This window comes from Bifidobacterium pullorum subsp. saeculare (genome assembly GCF_016899725.1).
GTDB lineage: Bacteria > Actinomycetota > Actinomycetes > Actinomycetales > Bifidobacteriaceae > Bifidobacterium > Bifidobacterium pullorum_C.
On the sequence record NZ_JACLYU010000003.1, the window covers coordinates 20,930 to 39,076 of the forward strand.

At 69.1% G+C, this 18,147-nt stretch carries 16 protein-coding genes, 2 pseudogenes and 1 riboswitch; of the genes and pseudogenes, 9 read left to right on the top strand and 9 right to left on the bottom strand.

Features of this window, described 5'->3' with window-relative positions; all coding sequences use genetic code 11:
- The first annotated feature begins 28 nt into the window (after positions 1-28).
- Positions 29-813 (top strand): annotated as a pseudogene (locus H7U32_RS02620) (AzlC family ABC transporter permease).
- A gap of 36 nt (positions 814-849) precedes the next feature.
- Complete coding sequence (locus H7U32_RS02625) at positions 850-1,158, top strand: branched-chain amino acid transporter permease (protein ID WP_323804558.1); 309 nt, start codon at positions 850-852, stop codon at positions 1,156-1,158.
- 15 nt (positions 1,159-1,173) lie between these two features.
- On the opposite strand, the pseudogene H7U32_RS02630 reads toward H7U32_RS02625, so the two are convergent.
- From H7U32_RS02630 to H7U32_RS02645, 4 genes and pseudogenes are all read right to left on the bottom strand, one after another.
- Positions 1,174-1,554: pseudogene (locus tag H7U32_RS02630) on the bottom strand (fluoride efflux transporter FluC).
- Entirely contained in the window at positions 1,551-2,072 is a 522-nt protein-coding gene (locus H7U32_RS02635; RefSeq protein ID WP_239457447.1) for a CrcB family protein, read from the bottom strand. The pseudogene H7U32_RS02630 and the gene H7U32_RS02635 overlap by 4 nt, the downstream one beginning before the upstream one ends.
- Positions 2,073-2,157: 85 nt before the next feature.
- Positions 2,158-2,241, bottom strand: a riboswitch (Fluoride riboswitch).
- Positions 2,242-2,300: 59 nt separating this feature from the next.
- Positions 2,301-3,803, bottom strand: coding sequence for a DHA2 family efflux MFS transporter permease subunit (locus H7U32_RS02640; RefSeq protein WP_323804559.1), 1,503 nt, complete (start codon positions 3,801-3,803; stop codon positions 2,301-2,303).
- A 216-nt stretch (positions 3,804-4,019) separates the two neighbouring features.
- The gene (locus H7U32_RS02645) at positions 4,020-5,489 is read right to left on the bottom strand and encodes an aspartate ammonia-lyase (protein WP_204468159.1); all 1,470 of its coding nucleotides are present in this window, start codon (positions 5,487-5,489) and stop codon (positions 4,020-4,022) included.
- Positions 5,490-5,866: 377 nt separating this feature from the next.
- Here H7U32_RS02645 and H7U32_RS02650 point away from each other — a divergent pair, with 377 nt between their 5' ends.
- Positions 5,867-7,189: an OFA family MFS transporter gene (locus H7U32_RS02650; RefSeq protein ID WP_204467837.1), complete on the top strand. Its 1,323-nt coding sequence runs from the start codon at positions 5,867-5,869 to the stop codon at positions 7,187-7,189.
- On the opposite strand, the gene H7U32_RS02655 is transcribed toward H7U32_RS02650, so the two are convergent.
- Both H7U32_RS02655 and H7U32_RS02660 read right to left on the bottom strand, forming a co-directional pair.
- Complete coding sequence (locus H7U32_RS02655; RefSeq protein WP_204467839.1) at positions 7,108-7,926, bottom strand: ABC transporter permease; 819 nt, start codon at positions 7,924-7,926, stop codon at positions 7,108-7,110. The genes H7U32_RS02650 and H7U32_RS02655 overlap by 82 nt on opposite strands.
- Positions 7,923-8,645 carry an ABC transporter ATP-binding protein gene (locus tag H7U32_RS02660; RefSeq protein WP_204467840.1) on the bottom strand — a complete coding sequence of 241 codons (723 nt, stop codon included), beginning with the start codon at positions 8,643-8,645 and terminating at the stop codon, positions 7,923-7,925. The genes H7U32_RS02655 and H7U32_RS02660 overlap by 4 nt, the downstream gene beginning before the upstream one ends.
- 133 nt (positions 8,646-8,778) lie before the next feature.
- On the opposite strand from H7U32_RS02660, the gene H7U32_RS02665 reads away from it, so the two are divergent.
- Both H7U32_RS02665 and H7U32_RS02670 read left to right on the top strand, forming a co-directional pair.
- Positions 8,779-9,807, top strand: a complete 1,029-nt coding sequence (locus H7U32_RS02665) for an ABC transporter ATP-binding protein (protein WP_204467842.1) — start codon at positions 8,779-8,781, stop codon at positions 9,805-9,807.
- The gene (locus H7U32_RS02670; RefSeq protein ID WP_204467844.1) at positions 9,804-10,601 is read left to right on the top strand and encodes a hypothetical protein; all 798 of its coding nucleotides are present in this window, start codon (positions 9,804-9,806) and stop codon (positions 10,599-10,601) included. The genes H7U32_RS02665 and H7U32_RS02670 overlap by 4 nt, the downstream gene beginning before the upstream one ends.
- Before the next feature lie 27 nt (positions 10,602-10,628).
- On the opposite strand, the gene H7U32_RS02675 is transcribed toward H7U32_RS02670, so the two are convergent.
- Both H7U32_RS02675 and H7U32_RS02680 read right to left on the bottom strand, forming a co-directional pair.
- Entirely contained in the window at positions 10,629-11,429 is an 801-nt protein-coding gene (locus H7U32_RS02675; protein WP_204467845.1) for a methyltransferase domain-containing protein, read from the bottom strand.
- Positions 11,430-11,473: 44 nt separating this feature from the next.
- A complete protein-coding gene (locus tag H7U32_RS02680) occupies positions 11,474-12,022 on the bottom strand; it encodes a flavodoxin domain-containing protein (RefSeq protein WP_204467847.1) in 549 nt (182 codons plus the stop codon).
- 288 nt (positions 12,023-12,310) lie between these two features.
- Here H7U32_RS02680 and H7U32_RS02685 point away from each other — a divergent pair, with 288 nt between their 5' ends.
- The 4 genes from H7U32_RS02685 to H7U32_RS02700 all read left to right on the top strand — a co-directional run bounded on the left by H7U32_RS02685 (position 12,311) and on the right by H7U32_RS02700 (position 16,628).
- Complete coding sequence (locus H7U32_RS02685) at positions 12,311-12,946, top strand: sugar O-acetyltransferase (RefSeq protein ID WP_204467848.1); 636 nt, start codon at positions 12,311-12,313, stop codon at positions 12,944-12,946.
- A 131-nt stretch (positions 12,947-13,077) separates the two neighbouring features.
- The gene (locus H7U32_RS02690) at positions 13,078-14,739 is read left to right on the top strand and encodes a DEAD/DEAH box helicase (RefSeq protein ID WP_204467850.1); all 1,662 of its coding nucleotides are present in this window, start codon (positions 13,078-13,080) and stop codon (positions 14,737-14,739) included.
- A 133-nt stretch (positions 14,740-14,872) separates the two neighbouring features.
- Positions 14,873-15,079 (top strand): hypothetical protein, encoded by a 207-nt coding sequence (locus H7U32_RS02695; protein ID WP_204467852.1) that lies wholly within the window; start codon positions 14,873-14,875, stop codon positions 15,077-15,079.
- A gap of 157 nt (positions 15,080-15,236) precedes the next feature.
- Positions 15,237-16,628: an MATE family efflux transporter gene (locus H7U32_RS02700; RefSeq protein ID WP_204468161.1), complete on the top strand. Its 1,392-nt coding sequence runs from the start codon at positions 15,237-15,239 to the stop codon at positions 16,626-16,628.
- Positions 16,629-16,789: 161 nt separating this feature from the next.
- On the opposite strand, the gene H7U32_RS02705 is transcribed toward H7U32_RS02700, so the two are convergent.
- Positions 16,790-18,139, bottom strand: coding sequence for a nucleobase:cation symporter-2 family protein (locus H7U32_RS02705; protein WP_204467853.1), 1,350 nt, complete (start codon positions 18,137-18,139; stop codon positions 16,790-16,792).
- Positions 18,140-18,147 lie beyond the last annotated feature (8 nt).

Below are 18,147 nucleotides of genomic sequence, written 5' to 3' on the forward strand. Positions count from 1 at the left end.
CCACATGAGCAATCGGACCGGACTGGTCATGTTGCGGAACCACCGCGCGGAAGGCAGGCGGCGCGGCGTCGTGCTGCCCGCCCTCAGGGCGGCGGCGCCCCGCACCCTGCCCATCGGCATCGGCTTCGTGTTCCTCGCCGCCTCCTACGGCGTGCTCATGGCCACCAAAGGGTTCAGCTTTGTGTGGCCGATGTGCATGGCGCTGTTCATCTTCACCGGATCCATGGAGTTCGTCACCGTCGACCTGCTGCTCTCGGCATTCAACCCCGTCGTCGCCTTCTCCCTGGCCATCATGGTCGGGGCGCGCCACCTCTTCTACGGCCTGGCCATGCTCGGCCGGTTCAAAGGACTGGGATGGAAGCGGCCGTTCCTCATCTTCGGCATGTGCGACGAGACCTTCGTCCTCAACGTCGCGGCCACGATTCCCGACGGCATCGACCGCGGCTGGTACTACCTGTGGACCACCTGGCTCAACCAGACGTACTGGGTGGCCGGTGCCACCCTCGGCGGGCTGATCGGCGCGCACCTGCCCTTCGATACCGATGGCCTCGGATTCGTGCTCACCGCCCTGTTCGCCGTGCTGTTCCTCGACCAGTGGCGCGGCTCGGGGCGGCCGGGACGGGCCGCTGCTCTGGTCGGTGTAGTTGTCTCCGTCGCGGCGCTGGCACTGTTCGGACCGGACCGGTCATCATCCCCGCGCTTGTCGTCATAGTCGTGTTCTTCCTGGCGACCCGTCGCTGGTTCGAGGGGAACAGTGACGGCGGCCATGAGAAGCCGGCCGGCATGGCAACGGAAGGAGATGAATCACGATGACCATGACCATCTGGCAGGGCGACCATCTGGCAGGGCGTGCTTACCATCGTGGCTGTGGTGGACGGCACCATGATCACCCGGTTCACGCCCTTCCTTCTGTTCCCCGAATCCAAGGAGCCGCCGCGCGTCATCCGCTACCTGGGCGATGTACTGCCATACGCCATCGGTGGTCTGCTTGTCGTCTACGCGCTGCGCAACACCGACCTGACCGGTCCCACGCGCGGCATTCCCGAGCTCGTCGCGCTGCTGGTCGTCGTCGTGCTCCACCTGTGGCGGCATAGCATGATCCTCTCCATTGCCGGCGGCACCATCGCCTACATGTTGCTCGTCCAGTTCGTGTTCTGAACGCGGTCAGCCGCTCTACGCCAGGGACACCAGCGCGTAGCCCGCGGCGAGCGCCGCGACCGGCACGCAGACGCAGGCGGCCAGATACCAGGCGGCGTGGGCCAGCTTCAGTCCGCGGGCCAGGGACACCGTCTCGTTGATCGCGGTGGAGAAGGTGGAGAAGCCGCCGAGCAGGCCCGTGGCCAGCAGCAGGCGTCAGTCGCCGTCCAGCGTGCCCTGGGCGTACAGCGCGGCCGTGACTCCCGCGGCCAGACCGGCGGCCGCGTTGATGAGGAAGGTGGACAGGGGGAACGTGCCCGACCAGCGGACCTTGATCAGCGCGTCGCACACGTAGCGCAGCGAGGCGCCCAGACCTCCGCAGGCGCATACGGCGAGGGCGAGCAGCGGGGCGGTCATCGTGCCGTCTCCCGCTCCTCGACGGCCAGCGCGGCCATCTCCCTTCGGCGGGACAGGACCAGTCCCAGCCGCACGCCGGCCCACGCGGCCAGGAGTCCGCCGGCGAAGGTGACCAGGCAGTAGCCGGCACCTCCCAGAAGGTCACCGGCGTGCAGCGCGTCGAACTCCTCCAGGGCGAGCGTCGACATCGTCGACAGCCCTCCGCACAGGCCCATGCCCATGCCGCGGCTGATCGGCTCCTTGCGTCGGCGGGGAATCCACGACGCCTGCGACAGGTAGGAGGTGAGCGCCGCATACGCCAGGCAGGCGGCGAGATTGGCGGCCAGCGTGCCGACGTGCACGGCGCCGGCCTGGGGGAGGGCGGACAGCAGGTATCGAAGCCCGGTGCCGACCGCGCCGCCCAGGAAGACGACCATGGCCAGCCGCAGGCTGACGGGGGAGGCGGCGCGCGGAGGACGTGCCGACGTGGTCGCGCCGACGGCACCGGAGGAGGGGGAATCGGAGGGGACTGTCATCATGTCGCTTTCCGGAGCGCGCCCGGCGCCCGGAAGGAGGGACGGCTCCGCCCGGGCATGCCTGCGGCATGCGCCCCTGATGTCGGGGTGTCGGGTAGGAACTGTCAGCGGAGTCGCGGTTTGGACCGGTCGCCATGCGCCGGCCCAGGCGGGTCCCATCGCCTGCCGTCAGCGTAGCCGAAGGCGTCCCCGTCCCGTCCCGCGGCGTCCACAGGACGGGACGGAGCACGCTCAGCGCACTTCGGTCATCTCCGGGGCGCGGCGCACCGAGAATCGGAACATCAGCGCGGCGAGTGCGATGCCGGCCACGCCCACGCCCAGCAGCACCGTCATCGACGAGGAGAAGCCGGCACGGTACGCCTCGGCCTCCGTCATGCCCCGCGCCATGTCCGCGGTGCTGAATCCGGTGATGAGCGCGCTGGCCACCGCGGTGCCCACGGCGCCGGCGAGCTGCTGCACCGTGTTCATCACCGCCGAACCGTCCGCGTTGAGCCGGGCGGGCAGCTGGTTGAGCGCATGCGTTTGGTCGGGCACGAGCACGAAGCCGCTCGCCGCCATGAACAGCGCGTAGGCCACGGCCACCGCCCACTGCACCTGGCCGCCGAGCATAAGGACCACGTCCATCACGACCACGCCGGCGAATCCGCAGAGGATGAACCGCGGCGGGAAATGCTGCCTGAGCGCCCCGCCGATCAGCGGGGCGGACACGGCGCCCACCACGGCGCCCGGCAGCAGGATCAACGCGGCCGACATGCTCGACTGGCCGAAGCCGCGCTGCAGCAGGATCGGCAGCAGGAAGTTGAGCCCCAGCACGCCGCCGGAGCTCGCCAGCAGCACGAGCATGCCCAGTGTGAAGCCCGGGTGGGAGAACGTGCGCACCTCGACCAGCGGATGCGCCATCCTCAGCTGCGTCACGGCGAACACGGCGAGCACGGCCACCGCGGCCGCCAGCAGCGTCCAGAAGCGCCAGTCGCCCTGCCAGGCGGTGACGAAGCTCACCGCCACGATGAGCCCCGCCAGGCCCAGCGCCACGAGCAGCAGCGAGGGCACCGACAGATGCGCGCGCGCCGCGTCCCTGCGGCGAATGTCCGGCACCGTCGCCACGCCGAGCGCGAAGGACAGGACCAGGAACGGCAACATCGTGTAGAAGATCCAGTGCCAGTCGAGGTATTCCATCACCACGCCGCCGAACACGGGGCCGATCGCCGGCGCCGCGCACGTGACCAGGCTCACCAGGCCGAGCATCATGCCACGCTGTTCGAACGGTGCCTTCTCCAGGATGATGTTCGTCAGCAGCGGCAGGGAGATGCCGGTGCCCAGTGCCATGACCAGACGGGCCGCCAGCAGCATCGGGAAGTTCGCCGCCAGAGCGCCGATCAGCGTACCCGCCGTGAAGATCGCCACCGCCGTGACGAACAGGCCCTTCGTCAGGAAGGTGCGCACCAGGAACGGCGACGTGGGGATCGACACGGACAGCAGCAGCAGATAGCCGGTGGTCAGCCACTGCACCACGTCCGCCGACACAGAGAACTCGCCCATCAGCGTGGAGTAGGCGATGTTGAGCGACGTCTCCGACAGGATGCCCAGGAACGTGAGGATGGACAGGGCCACCACCACGACGATGAGCTGCCCCGCCACCGGGCGCTTGCCCTGCGAAGCCGTGTCCTGTGGCATCGTGTCCTGCGAATCGTGCTCCTGCGTATGCGCCGTGCGTTCCCGTGGCGTGACCTTCACCTGGCCTCCTGTCGTGCCGCCCGGATCCGTGGCTGCGGGCGGGGGCGGGGTCGGCGGCGCCTCCCAGGGGACGCAGGATGACTGCGCCGTGCCCGTCAGAGGATACGGAGGAGCATTATCACGACGAATGTTACGCGAAACAGCATCCCCGCCGTCCGATGGTTCCGGGACGGCGGGGATGCGGGACGGGGATGGGCCGGGCGGACTTGGCGGCGGTCAGTCGGTGCCGTCCACCGGATGCTGGCGCTCCCGGCAGGTCTGGCCCAGCCTGCGCGACAGGCGCACCGGGTCGAGCAGCCGGTCCAGCTCCGCGGCCGGCAGGTCCGTGCGTTCGCCGGCGACCTCGCGCACGGTGCGGCCGGTGGCCACCGCCTCGGCGGCGATGGCGCTGGCGGCCTCGTAGCCGATCGCATCGTTGAGCGCCGCGGAGATGGCGGGGGAGCGCAGCGCATGCTCGCGCCCCGTCTCCTTGTCCACGCTGATCGCCTCGATGCAGTTGACGCGCAGCATGTCCATCGCGTTGGTCATGAGCCACATGCCCGTGAGGATCTGGTGGACGATGATCGGGTCGAAGGCGTTGAGCTGCAGCTGGCCCTCGGCGGCCGCCCAGTTGACGGTCACGTCCATGCCGAAGATCGTGAAGCAGCACTGGTCCACGCATTCGGGGATCACCGGGTTCACCTTTGCCGGCATGATGCTGGAGCCCGCCTGGCGTGCGGGAAGCCTCAGGTCGCCGAAGCCGGCGCGCGGCCCGGAGTTGAGCAGCCGCAGGTCGTCGGCCAGCTTCTTCAGATGGATGGCGAGGTTCTTCATCGTGGCGCTGGCGGCGATGTAGGCGCTCATGTCGGTCATCGCGGCCAGCGGGTCCGGCGCGATGGTGACGGGCAGTCCGGTGATCGCCTTGAGTTGGGCGGCGGCGGCCTTGCGGAAGCGCAGGTCGGCGCAGATGCCGGTGCCGATGGCCGTGGCGCCCAAGTTGAGCACGCACAGGTCGGGAATCAGCGCGTCCATCGCCGCCATGTCTATCTTGAGGAAGCTGGCGAAGGCGTGGAACTCCTGGCCGAAGGTCATCGGCACCGCGTCCTGCAGCTGCGTGCGGCCGAGCTTGATGTCGTTCTCATGCCGGTCGGCCAGGCCGTGCAGCGCCCGGCGCAGCCGGTCGGTCGACTGGCGCAACGGTTCGAGCGAGCGCACGATGGCGAGCTTGCAGGCCGCCGGATACGTGTCGTTCGTGGACTGCGAATGGTTCACCGTGTCGTTGGGGTGGATGTACGTGTAGTCGCCGCGGGCCCGGCCCGCCAGCTCCAGCGCGCGGTTGGCGATGACCTCGTTCATGTTCATGTTCGCCGAGGTGCCAGCCCCGCCCTGGAGCACGTCCACCGGGAATTGGTCGGCCAGCCCGCCGCCCTCGATGTCCCGGCACGCCCGCTCGATGAGCTCGGCCTTGTGCGCGTCGACGAGGCCGAGCTCGGCGTTCGCGGCGGCGCAGGCGCGCTTGACCGTCGCATACGAGCGGATGAGCGTGGGGTGGTCGCCGTCGGTGACCCCGGAGACGGGGAAGTTGCCGATGGCGCGCTGCGTGTGGATGCCCCAGTAGGCGTCGGCCGGCACCTCGAGGGAGCCGATGCAGTCGTGTTCGAGCCGGGTGGCCGGCGAGGACGCCGCGGCGGTGCGGGCCGTGTGCATGGTGTCGTTCATGCCTCCATCATCGCCCCTCGACGCCGGAACACGCCATGGGTCGCGGCGGCTTCGTGGCGGATCTCACATGGCCGGCCATAACCTCCCCCTATGGCCATGTGAGATGGCTCATATTCCCGGGAGTGTCATCCAACCGGCGCCGCCGGTGCGGATGGAGGCGTATGGCGGCGTCCCGCGGACCCGGGAACGCCATGCGCCGCAACGGTTCCGAGCCGGTCGTCCCATGCCGCGGCCCGCGGTGCGCGCCGGCAGTCGCTGCGGCGGCGCGGGCGGGCGCGTCCCCTGACAACGTTACGTTGTGCGTGTTCGATTCCGGCATGTCCGCCATGCCGGACGTCATCGACTGCGGGAAGGGGAACCGAAGCATGACCATCACGACGCGCATCGCCATCGCCGCACAGGCCCGCGCCACGCGCTCCGCACGGGGGAGGTGGGCGCATGCCGTGGCGCCCGCCCTGCTCATCCACGTCTCCATCGGCACCGTGTACTGCTGGAGCGTGTTCAAGCAGGACATCGCCAACGCCATGCAGGTGCCGGCCGGCACGGTGGAGTGGGCGTTCTCGCTCGCCATCTTCTTCCTGGGCATGTCCGCCGCCTGCCTGGGCCCGCTGGTGGAGCGGGACATCCGCAAATCCGCACTGATCTCCGCCATCTGCTTCGTCGTCGGCTTCGCCGGCACCGGCGCGAGCATCGCCGCCGGCTGGCTGCCGGGCGTGTTCCTGTGCTACGGGGCGGTCATGGGCGTGGGACTCGGCATCGGGTACCTGACGCCGGTGAAGAACCTCATGCTCTGGTTCGCCGACAACAAGGGCCTGGCTACCGGCATCGCCGTCGCCGGCTTCGGCCTGGCCAAGGCCATCGCTAGCCCGGTCATGCAATGGCTCATCGACACGGTGGGGCTGACCGGCATGTTCCTGACGTTGTCTGCGGTGTACGCGGTGATGATGCTGCTCGGCTTCGCGCTCATCCGCCGTCCCGACGGCTACGTGTACCATCCCGAGGCGCGGATCCGCCGCCGCACCGTGGTGACAAGGCCTCTGTTCTGGGCCATCTGGCTGGCCTTCTACCTCAATATCACCTGCGGCCTGGCGCTGATCAGCCAGGAGAAGGACATGCTGCACGACGTGCTGGCGTTGACGCCACGCTATGCGGGGCTCGACGCCATCCACCTGGCCGCCGCCACCGCCGGCGTCATTGCCACGGTGCTGGCCGCGGACGCCGTGTTCAACGCGGCCGGGCGCATCGGCTTCTCCACGCTGTCCGACCACTGCCGCCGCCGCGAGACCGCCTATGTGACGATCTTCGCCCTGTCCATCGCCGTGTGCATGGCCGTCGCCGCCACGGGCGCCATTGCCCACGGTGCGCTGTGGCTGGTGCTCGCCATGCTGTTCCTTGTCAACGCCGGCTACGGCGGCGGCTTCTCCACGCTGCCGGTGCTGCTCGAACAGCATTTCGGCATGAGCTCCGTCTCCGCCGTGCATGGCCTGGCCCTGAGCGCCTGGGCCATGGCCGGCCTGTCCGGCAACCAGCTGGCCTCCTTCGTGGTGAGCCACGCCGCCGACCCTTCGCAGCGCTATGCCGCGCTCATCCCGGTGCTGGCCGTGCTCTACGCGGTGGCCTTGGCCGCCGTCCTGGCGGTGGTGCGCGCCGGGCGCAGACGGCCCTCCGCGTCGAAGCAGGTGCGGTAGACGCACAGCATGATGAGTCCGTCCGCCAGGAGCGTGAGCGCGGCGATGGCCGCCAGGATGACGAACTGGTACTTCGCCGCGCCCAGCGGGTCGCCGCCCGCGATCACCTGGCCGGCCATCATGCCGGGGATCGTGACGATGCCCGCCGAGGCCAGCGAGGCCGTCGTCGGCGTCAATCCCAGCCGGATCGAGGAGACGACGGACGGCTTGGCCGCCTCCCATGGCGAGGCGCCGAGCGCCAGCAGCGTGCCGATCTCGTCGCGCCGCTCCTGCATCGACTCGAAGAAACGGCTCAGCCCCACGGCCAGGGCGGATACGGTGTTGCCCAGCAGCATGCCGGCCAGCGGCACCACCAGCTGCGGCGCATACCACGGGGTCGGGCGGACGATGAGCCCGGTCACCACGGTGAGCATGAGCAGCAGCGTGACCGCCAGGCTCAGCAGCACCGGTCCGGCCAGGCCGCGTGGCACGCCCTTGGCGCGGGAGAGCGTGATCTGCACGCCGGCCACGAGCATGACGGCGAGCAGCGCCACCACCAGCCACGGGTCGCCGGCGTGGATCACGAACCCCATGACCAGGCCCATCGCGCACAGCTGCAGCAGGGCGCGGCACGCCGACCACAGCAGCGACCGGCCGATGCCGAGCCGCATGAGCCCGGAGACGCCGGCCGCCAGGGCGACCATGAGCAGTGCCGCGAGCAGACCCCAGACGTCGATTGGATAAGCGTTGCCGGTCATCGTGCTTCCTCCTCGTGCTGTGGGGCGTCGATCCGGGAGATGTCGGTGAGCTGGCCTCTGTCCAGCCGGAGGATGCGCGAGGCGCGGCCGTCCGGCGCGCGGTGCCGGATGCGCACGACGGCAAGGCCGGCATCGCGGACGGTCCGGGCGAGCAGGTCGGCGACGAGTCGCGCGTTGTCGTCGTCCAGCCCCGCGTCCACCTCGTCGGCGAGCAGCACCAGTGGGCCGGACAGCAGGGCGCGCGCCAGCGACACGCGGGCCGCCTGCCCGCCGGACAGGTCGTGCGGGGCGCGCTCCAGCTCCACATCCGCGCATCCCATCGCATCCAGCATGGCGCGGACAGCCCCGTCCGACGGCGGGGCACCGGCGTCTGGAGCGTCCCGCCGCACCGCAAGCGTCCACGGCAGACGGACGGCCTGCGCGACCGTGGTACCGATCAGCGACGGCCGCTGCGGCACATACGCCACCAGCCGGCGCCACTGCTGCGGCGTGAGCGATGCGGCGTCACGGCCGTCGAGCGTCAGCGTTTCGGACGCATACGGGTTGAGCCGGGCGAACGCGGTGAGCAGACTGCTTTTGCCCGACCCGGACGGACCGGTCACATCCACGATCTCGCCGGCGTCGAGGGCGAACGACACTCCGTCGAAGACGACATGCTCCCCGCCGCCGGGCGCGGGAATCGCGCAGCGGATGTCACGGGCAGTGAACAGAGGTGTCATGCTTGACAAGGCTAGTTCCGGGAGGCCCCATAGGCTGCCCATGCGACGCCGTAGACTGGACGTCACCGGTCGTCCTGCCGCTCCCGCGATCATGCCGGGGCGGATGGGCCGGAACCGGCGGAGGAGGAAGGGTATGGCAGAGCAACCGGCGCTGTCGCTCGATGGAGCGACCAAGGACTACGGGCACGGGCGCGGCGTCTTCGACGAACAACTCGACGTGGACCAGGGCAGTGTCGTCGGCTTTCTTGGCGCGAATGGCGCCGGCAAGACCGTCACGATGCGCATGCTCATGGGATTCATTCGCCCCGATAGGGGCGCTGCATGCATCGCCGGACTCGACTGTTTCCGTGACCGTGCTGCCGTTCAGACACGCGTCGGCTACCTGCCCGGCGAAGTCTCCTGCCCCACGGATATGACCGGCATCGCCTTCCTGAACTTCATGACCGCTCTCCGAGCGGACGGAGCCCACGTCGCCCATGGACGGCGCGCCGTGGAGGCCCGGATGGGCGAACTCATCGACCGGTTCGACCTCGACCCCTCCGCACGCATCGGGCGCATGTCCAAGGGCACCAGGCAGAAGGTCGCCATCGTCGCCGCATTCATGGGATCCCCGGACGTGCTGCTGCTCGACGAACCCACCAGCGGGCTCGACCCGCTCATGCAGGAGCGCTTCGTAGAACTGGTGCGTGAGGAACGGGCCCGTGGCGCCACCGTATTCCTCTCCTCCCACATGTTCCCCGAGGTGGAACGCACCTGTGACCGCGTCGCCTTCCTCAAGGCCGGCCACATCGTCGGCGTGGAGGACATGGCCGCCGTGCGCGCCGCCCGCGCCCGCACCTTCCTCATCACGTTCGCGGATGCGGCCGAGGCCGGTCGCTACCGCGCCGCCCACCCGGAGGCGACCGTTCCTGCAGCAGAGGGAACGGGCCGGGAGATCGTCACTTCCCACGATGTCGCTGCGAATATGTCGCTGACCGTGCGCGTTTCCGGAACGGTCAGCGGTTTCGTGAAGGATCTGGCTGAATACCGCGTCGCCGACCTCGCCTCCCGGGAACAGAGTCTGGAAGACATGTTCCTTCATCTCTACGGTGACAGGGAAACGGGCGGTGGGGGAACAAACGGCATGACAGGCGCTCTGACCGGAAAGGAGGACGCGCGATGATCGCCGCACTGTACGCCAGGGGAGCGAAGACGAGCCTCATCCCCACCGTCATCATCGCCGCCGTGCTCGCCATGTACACCACGCTCATCACCGCGCTCTACGATCCGGACGCCTCCGCCGCGCTCGACGCGATGATGAAGACCATGCCCGGTCTGTTCGACGCCTTCGGCATGGGCGACGACACGACCACGCTGATGGGCTTCCTGCTCAACTACCTCTACGGGTTCCTGTATGTGCTGTTCCCGCTCGTGCTCATCCTGCTGCTCGTCCATCGGCTTGTGATCCGCCCGATCGACCGTGGCTCGATGGCCTACCTGCTCGCCTCGCCGCACCGGCGCGGCGCCGTCGTCGGCACGCTTGCGGCAGTCATGCTCACCATGCTCGCCGCGCTGATGGTGTTCCTCACCGTCCTGGAATTCGGAACGGCCGCCGTGCTGTTCCCCGACGAACAGCTGGGCATCGGGCTGCTGCGCGTCAACGCAGGACTGTCGGCCCTGTGGCTGTGCATGGCCGGACTGAGCCTGCTGTCCGCCTGCGCGTTCCGCGACGCGGCACCCGCCCTGTGGGCGGGCGGAGGGTTCGTGATCGTCGAATTCGTGGCGCAGATGGTCGCCCAGGCCGGTGACCGCTTCAAGGACATCCGCTACGCGACCTTCCTGACGCTGTTCGATCGCTACGGCCTGGCCGACGGCGACGGGACCGCCATCTGGCAGGCCGTGGCACTCGCCGTCGTCGGCGTCGCATCCCTTGCCGCCGCCATGACGGCATTCGTCCGTCGGGACCTCGAGGTGTGAGCGGCGACGGTCGCGCTCACACCTCGCTCACATGGCGGCGAGGAAGAAGAAGCGGGGCATCGGCACCAGCACCGTCCCGTTGGCATGCAGTGGATAGACCGCGCGCAGCCGGTCGACGAACGCCTGCTCGTACGCGGTTCTGAGGTCGTCGTCCGGCAGCTGCGCCAGGTAGGGGCGCATGCCGGTGCCACGGTACCACTCCACCACGCCCTCGTAGCCGTCGAGCGCATGCCAGTACGTCGTCTCCCACACCTGCGTGTGCCGGGCATGCGGCGCGACGAGGTCGTAGTAGGCGCCTACGTCGAACCGGTCGCCGCCCAGATGATGGTAGGGGCGCGCGCCGTGCTCGCCGATGTGCTCCGCGAACGGCGCCTCCACGGCCAGAGCGCGCATGATCCGATGCGCCGGCTGGTTGATTGTCTCGGTGAACTGGCAGGCGGCCACGCCTCCGGCGCGCACACGGCGCAGGAATGCGGGGATCACGGACCGATGGTCCGGCACCCACTGCAGGCAGGCGTTCGAGAACACGACGTCGAAATCGTCCGGCAGCGCATCCAGATCCGTCGCATCCGCCACCTCGAAGTCGATGTCCGGATGCTGCGCGCGCGCCGCCTCCACCATCGACTCGGAGCTGTCGATGCCCAGGACCTCGGCCTTCGGGTAGCGGTCGCGCAGCAGCTGTGTGCTGTTGCCCGGGCCGCAGCCGATGTCGAGCACGCGGCGCACCGAGCCGTCGTCGGCGGGCAGCCGGCCGACTAGGTCGCGGCTCGGCTGCGTGCGCTGGTCGGAGAACTTGAGGTATTGCGTGGCGTCCCAGGTGAAATCCATACGCGCCATGCTACCCGGCCACGTTCCACCGGCTGTGCATGCTGCTAGCGTGCCGTGGTTCCGGGGCCGGGGCCGTCGATCGCCTCGAGGATCGGGGCGAGGTACGCCCGGTCGGTCCAGTCGCGGCTGCCGTCGCCCGCCGCCATCAGGGCCTTCTCCCAGGGCTCGTAGTCGGCCGGGTCCTTCTTGGCGACGCTGTTCCTCAGTAGGGTGCATAGGGTCCTGTCCGTGAAGGTCATCGCCGTCATGTCCCAGGCGCCGCGGCAGTAATACAGGGGCACGTCGGACAGCGCCCCCGTCATGTTGCGCTCCCGGATCTGCCGGAACGCGGACTCCTCGTAGGGGGAGACCCCGCAGCAGAAGGCGATGACCTTCCTGCCGCGCAGGTCGTCGATGTGCCTGCGCAGGAAGGACAGCCCGGAGATGCCGGAGGCGTATATCGCCCCTCCGAAGACGATCACCTCATGCCGTCGGACCTCGCGGATGTTCGTCTTCCTGACATCCACGCAGGGGAAGCCCATCTCCTCGGCGAGCCAGCCGGCGTACCGACGCGTGGCACCGTATTTCGACCGATACAGGATGATTCCGTCCATGGCATATCTCCTGTGATGATGCGTGGCAGGCTTACACCATCAAACCTAGCACGCCGTCGCGCGGAGCGCCGGGTCCCAGCCATGCGGCCATGCGGCAAACCGTACTCTTGCGAGGCTCCAGAGTACGGTTTGCCGCAGAGAGACGAGGCCCGTACGGCAAACCGTACGCTTGCGCACGGTCACAGTACGGTTTGCCGTGTGTGGGGGCCCGGGGATGCCGTAGACTGCCGGGAGATGGCATGGCCGCCGCCGATGGTGGTGGTGGACGGATGACAAGGAGGTCCTGGCATGACAGTGCCGCAGCGGGTGACGGACATGATGCGCTCCGGCGACATCTACCGGTGCGACGACAGGGAGATGCTCGCCGCGCAGCGCGAGCAGATGGAACTGCTCTACGACTTCAACGCCACACGGCCCGGCGAGCAGTCCAAGAGGCTCGACCTGGCCCGGCGGCTGTTCGGCTCCTACGGCGAGGGCGCATGGCTGGAGCCTCCCGTCCATGCCAACTGGGGCTGCAACACGTATGTGGGCGACTATGTGTACGCCAACTTCAACCTGACGCTTGTCGACGACGGCAAGGTCGAGATCGGCGCCCACACGATGATCGGGCCGAACGTCACGATCGTCACCACCGGCCATCCAATCCGCCCCGACCTGCGGCGCGACCCGGTCACCCAGTATTCGCTGCCGGTGACGATCGGGGAGAACGTGTGGATCGGCGCGAACGTGACGATCCTGCCCGGCGTGACCATCGGGGACAACACGGTGGTCGGCGCCAACTCGCTGGTGTCGCATGACCTGCCGGCCGACGTCGTCGCCTATGGCACGCCATGCCGTGTGGCGCGGCCGATCGGCGAGCACGACCGCGACTACTACTGGCGTGACCGGCGCATCCGGCCGCCCTTTGATTGGCCGGCGGCATAGCGGGCCTCGCGGAGGTACCGGCCATCGTTACCGCCGGTGACGCGCGTGGCGGGGACATGCCGTTATCGGGCGGACGGGGTACAGTGGGCGGGCTCCGCGCGCCCGGCGCGGACCTGACATGAAAGGCCGACGTGCCCACCCCCACTTCCCTGGAACTTGACCACGAATCCGCCCCGACCTTCGCCGAGCTCGGCGTGCCCGGCACCATCGCCGCCGCACTCGCTGACGACGGCAAGCGGACCGCCTTCCCCATCCAGACCGACACCCTGCCCGACTCGCTCGCCGGACGCGACGTGCTCGGCCGGGGACGTACCGGCTCCGGCAAGACGCTCGCCTTCGCCATCCCCCTGGTCGCCCGGCTGGGGGAGATGGCCGACGAGGGCGTCGCACGCGGCGGGGGCCGCGCCGGCCGCCTTCCCCATCCGCAGGGGCTCGTGCTCGCCCCGACGCGCGAGCTGGCCAACCAGATCAACGACGTGCTGGCGCCCCTGGCACACGCCTACGGCATGGACACCTGCACCGTGTACGGCGGCGTCAAGCAGAACCGCCAGGTCGCCGAGCTCAACGCCGGCGCCCGCATCGTCGTCGCCTGCCCCGGGCGCCTGGAGGATCTGCTGCGCCAAGGGCTGCTCACGCTCGACGCGGTGGATGTGGTCGTGCTCGACGAGGCCGACGAGATGGCCGACATGGGCTTCCTGCCCGCTGTGGAACGCCTGCTCGAGCAAGTGCCCGACGGCGCCCAGCACATGCTGTTCTCCGCGACGCTCGACCATGGCGTCGACCAGCTCGTCGACCGTTTCCTCCACGATCCCAAGACCCACAGCGTGGACAGCGCCACCTCCCCGGTGGACGGCATGACGCACCATGTGCTCGAGATCGCCAAGGGCGACAAGCCCGAGATCGTGCGCCGCCTCGCCGCGGGCCAGGGCAGGCGCATCCTGTTCACCCGCACCAAGTACGGGGCCAAGAAGCTCGCCAAAAGCCTGACCAAGCAGGGCATCCCCGCCGCGCAGCTGCACGGCAACCTCAACCAGAACCAGCGCGACCGCAACCTCAACGCCTTCGAATCCGGCGAGGTGAACGTGCTTGTCGCCACCGACGTGGCCGCGCGCGGCATCGACGTCTCCGGCGTCGGACTCGTCGTGCAGGTGGAACCGCCCGAGGATCCCAAATCCTTCCTCCACCGTTCCGGCCGCACGGCCCGCGCCGGCCAGGCCGGCGACGTCGTCACCCTGGTGCTGCCCGAGCATCGCCGCGAGACGATGCGCATGCTCCGCCAGGCCGGCATCAAGGCCAAGCCGGTCAAAGTGCGTCCGGATTCCCCCGAGGTCGACGAGCTCGCCGGCGAGGAGGCCGAGAAGGTCGAAGGCTGGGAGCTTGCCCCGATCGAAGCCAGCCGGCCGGCGCCCGGCACAGGGCGGAACCGGAGCCGCCGGCAGCGCCAGCGCGCCGCGAAGGCGCGCCGCGAGCGCCTCGCCGACGGCGGAGCGCGCGCGGAAGGCTGGTCCAAGCCAGATGCCGAGGGCCGCGTGATCGACGACCCGGACGCCGCTCGCGGTGGCCGGCGCGTGCACCGCAAACCCATCCGCGTCACCGAGGACCTGCGCGGCGAGGACGCCAAGCGCCATGACCGCCGCGTCGCCGCCCGTCAGGACGACGGCAAGGGGAGGGGACACCGGCATGACGGCGGCCGCTCCGCAGGCCAGGCCGGCCAGCGCCACAATCGCACCGCGGCGGGGTTCAAGCGCCGGCGCAAGGGCGGCGGACGCGCGCCGTTCCGCACACCACGCTGAATGGATCACGGTCTGTTCGCTGTGGGCGAAGCGCGATGATTGCCGCGTCGCCGCCCGTGGCGGCCCGCACTATAACGGGAGGTGAAGCGCGGGCCCAGGGGAGGGCCCGCCGAACCGAGCAAAGGAGTTCGACATGACCGACACCACCGAAATCGTCAAGGAACTTGCCGCCGCAGGCACCGTACAGGAAGTCATGGCCGTGGCCGAGAAAGCCGGCCATCCGCTCGACTTCGAGCAGGCCGACCAGTTCTTCGGCCGCATCGAACAGGCCAAGTCCGACGTCGCCGAAATCGACGGCGACTCCGTGGCCAAGGTCGCCAAGGAATTCCTCGACATCTGACCGTTCCGTTGTTCCGCCCGCTCCGCCGCCCATGATCCGGCCCATGGGCGGCGGATCCGGAAGCCGTGGCGGCGGTGATAGGATGCGCACCGTGGGCCATGTGACGACTGATAGCAATGACGATGCGCACGCGAAGGCCGACGCGAAATACCGCCAGATGACGCAGGCCCCGCTCAGACCGCTGATCCTGCGTCTGGCCGTTCCCGCGATCGTCTCCAACCTCGTCACCGTCACCTACAACCTCGCCGACACGTGGTTCATCGGCCGGCTGGGTACCTCGCAGTCCGGCGCCATCGGCGTCGCCTTCTCCGTGATGACCGTGCTGCAGGCCATCGGCTTCTTCTTCGGGCAGGGTGGCGGTAACTCGCTGTCCCGTGAACTCGGCAAGCGCAACGAGGCCCGCGCCGCCAGACTGCTGGCCGTCGCTTTCTTCGGCTCCATCCTGTGCGGAGCCCTCGTGGCCGTGCTGGGTCTGGCATCGCTCACGCCCTTGGTCCATGGGCTCGGCGCCACCGACACCATCGCCCCCTACGCGGTGCGGTATCTGGCGCCGCTGCTGGCCGTGGCTCCCTGCGTCACCGGCTCGTTCACCATGAACGGACTGCTGCGCTTCCAAGGACTGTCCGCCTATTCGATGATCGGACTGGTCACCGGGGCCCTGCTCAACATCGCGCTCGCCCCGATCCTGATCTTCGGAGCCGGATTGGGCATCTTCGGCGCAGGCCTGGCCACCGCCATCTGCCAGACCATCAGCTTCGCCATCCTGGCCGTCATGTGCGTGAAGGCCGGCGTGGTGAAGCTGTCTGCGCGCCGGTGCCGGCCGGATGCGTTGCTGGTGCGCGAGATCGTCGGCGGCGGGCTGCCGTCCCTGCTGCGCAACGGCGTCGGTTCGGTGGCGGTCACCTGCGTGAACCTGGCCGCCAACCCGTTCGGCGACGCGGCCATCGCCGCCATGGCCATCGTCAACCGTATCGGGCTGACCGCCAACTCGATGATCGTCGGGTTCGGGCAGGGCTTCCAGCCGGTGTGCGGCTACAACTATGGCGCCGGACTGTTCCGCCGTGTGAAGCAGGGCTTCTGGTTCGGTGTGCGCGTGGACACGGCGATCCTGGCGTGCGCCGCAGTGGTCTTCGCCTCATGCGCGCCGCAGCTGGTCGGCCTGTTCCGCGACGACCCCTCCGTGGTCGCGATCGGCGCGACCGCGCTGCAGCTGCAGTGCTGCACGCTGTGGGTCAACGGCTTCAACATGATGGCGAATATGAGCCAGCAGACCATGGGCAAGACCCTGGCGGCCTCCGTGCTGGGCGTGTGCCGGCAGGGACTGTTCCTCGTGCCGCTGGTGTGGGCGCTGCCCGCCGTGCTGCCCGCCTTCGGCGCGCCCGCGTTGCTGGGCATTCAGATGGCGCAGCCGGTCGCCGACGTGCTGACCATCGCGGTGAGCGTGCCGATCCAGCGTCGGCTGCTGCGCACGCTGGACGACGGGGCGGCCGGACGGGCCATGGCCCCGTTCCGCCGGTCGCTGTCGTCGTTGGGCTCGCGGCGGCGGTGAGCGAACCCGGAATACGCGACGGCCGCATGCCACGGAGCGTGGCATGCGGCCGTCGCCGTCTGAAGGACGCGTCGCCGGTTCCCGCGGGTTCCGGGAGACTTCGGCGCGCTCAGGCTGTGTACTGTTCCTTCGCGGCCTTCGGCGCGCTCAGACTGTGCCTATCATTCCTTCGCGGCCTTCGGCGCGCTCAGGAAGTGCTCCTCGCCCGGCAGGATGTTCGCCAGGATCACGGCCACCACGAAGGCGACGGCGATGCAGTTCGAAGCGAAGATCTGCTGGAACAGGGCGGGGAAGTGCTGGAAGATGTCGCCCACCTGGGTGAAGCCGATGCCGATGGTCAGGCTCAGCGCGGCGATCGTGATGTTGCGCTGCGTGAAGCCCGCCTCGGCCACCATCTGGAAGCCGGCGAGGATGATGTTGCCGAACATCATGATCGTGCAGCCGCCGAGCACGGCCTGCGGCAGCGAGTTGAACACCTCGGCGATGGCCGGCACGAAGCTCGCCAGCACCAGGATCAGACCGCCGGAGAGGATGACCTTGCGGTTGACGACCTTGGTCATGCCCACCAGGCCGATGTTCTGCGCGAAGGAGGTCAGCGGCATGCAGCCGAACAGGCCGGAGACCGAGGAGATCAGGCCGTCGCCGGCGATGGCGCCGGCGGTCTCGCGCTCGGTGGGCGTGCGGCCCAGGCCGACCTTGGCCAGCGTGGCGGTGTCGCCGAGCACCTCCACGGAGGAGACGACGTACAGCAGGCCGAGGGAGATGATCGCGCCCCAGTCGAACTCGGGCTTGAAGGGCATGAACTGCGGCACGGACACGATGGCCAGGTTCTGGAAGCCGGAGAAGTCGACCATGCCCATGGCGATCGCGACCACATAGCCGACGACAAGGCCGAACAGCACGGACAGCTGCTTGGCGATGCCCTTCATGAGCAGCTGGAACGCCAGGCAGGCGACCAGGGAAATCAGGCCGAGCGTCAGGTTCTGCCAGGAGCCGAAGTCCTTGGCCCCGGAGCCGCCGCCGAAGCTTTCGGCGCCGACGGTGAGCAGCGAGAAGCCGATGGACGTGACGACCACGGCGGAGACGATCGGCGGCACGAAGCGCGTCCAGTACTTCGCGGTCAGGCCCAGCACCAGCTCGAGCAGACCTCCGACGATGACGGCGCCCACCACGGCGCCGTAGCCCTTGTCCGCGCAGATCGCGCAGGCCGCGGCCACATAGGTGAAGGAGATGCCGGTGACCATCGGCATGCGCGAGCCGATGCGCCACACGGCGTACAGCTGCAGCACGGTGCCCAGGCCGGCCACGAGCAGGCCTGCCTGGATCACGGAGGCGGACTGCTCCGGCGTCATCTTCGCAGCGGAGGCCACGATGAAGATCGGGGCGAGGTTCGCGACGAACATCGCCATCACATGTTGCAGGCCGAACGGAATGCCCTTCCAGAACGACACGGGGGCATCGAGGGAGCTCAGCGCCTCCATCGAAATGCCCTGCTTCTTCTTCTCTGCCATGGGAATGA

Excerpts from the sequence above, each read along its gene's own strand:
- H7U32_RS02700 (WP_204468161.1), top strand. The coding sequence starts at position 15,237 with ATGACGCAGGCCCCGCTCAGACCGCTGATCCTGCGTCTGGCCGTTCCC.
- H7U32_RS02705 (WP_204467853.1), bottom strand. The coding sequence starts at position 18,139 with ATGGCAGAGAAGAAGAAGCAGGGCATTTCGATGGAGGCGCTGAGCTCC.
- H7U32_RS02685 (WP_204467848.1), top strand. The coding sequence starts at position 12,311 with ATGACAGTGCCGCAGCGGGTGACGGACATGATGCGCTCCGGCGACATC.
- H7U32_RS02670 (WP_204467844.1), top strand. The coding sequence starts at position 9,804 with ATGATCGCCGCACTGTACGCCAGGGGAGCGAAGACGAGCCTCATCCCC.
- H7U32_RS02695 (WP_204467852.1), top strand. The coding sequence starts at position 14,873 with ATGACCGACACCACCGAAATCGTCAAGGAACTTGCCGCCGCAGGCACC.
- H7U32_RS02650 (WP_204467837.1), top strand. The coding sequence starts at position 5,867 with ATGACCATCACGACGCGCATCGCCATCGCCGCACAGGCCCGCGCCACG.
- H7U32_RS02635 (WP_239457447.1), bottom strand. The coding sequence starts at position 2,072 with ATGATGACAGTCCCCTCCGATTCCCCCTCCTCCGGTGCCGTCGGCGCG.
- H7U32_RS02645 (WP_204468159.1), bottom strand. The coding sequence starts at position 5,489 with ATGCACACGGCCCGCACCGCCGCGGCGTCCTCGCCGGCCACCCGGCTC.
- H7U32_RS02675 (WP_204467845.1), bottom strand. The coding sequence starts at position 11,429 with ATGGATTTCACCTGGGACGCCACGCAATACCTCAAGTTCTCCGACCAG.
- H7U32_RS02655 (WP_204467839.1), bottom strand. The coding sequence starts at position 7,926 with ATGACCGGCAACGCTTATCCAATCGACGTCTGGGGTCTGCTCGCGGCA.
- H7U32_RS02660 (WP_204467840.1), bottom strand. The coding sequence starts at position 8,645 with ATGACACCTCTGTTCACTGCCCGTGACATCCGCTGCGCGATTCCCGCG.
- H7U32_RS02665 (WP_204467842.1), top strand. The coding sequence starts at position 8,779 with ATGGCAGAGCAACCGGCGCTGTCGCTCGATGGAGCGACCAAGGACTAC.
- H7U32_RS02680 (WP_204467847.1), bottom strand. The coding sequence starts at position 12,022 with ATGGACGGAATCATCCTGTATCGGTCGAAATACGGTGCCACGCGTCGG.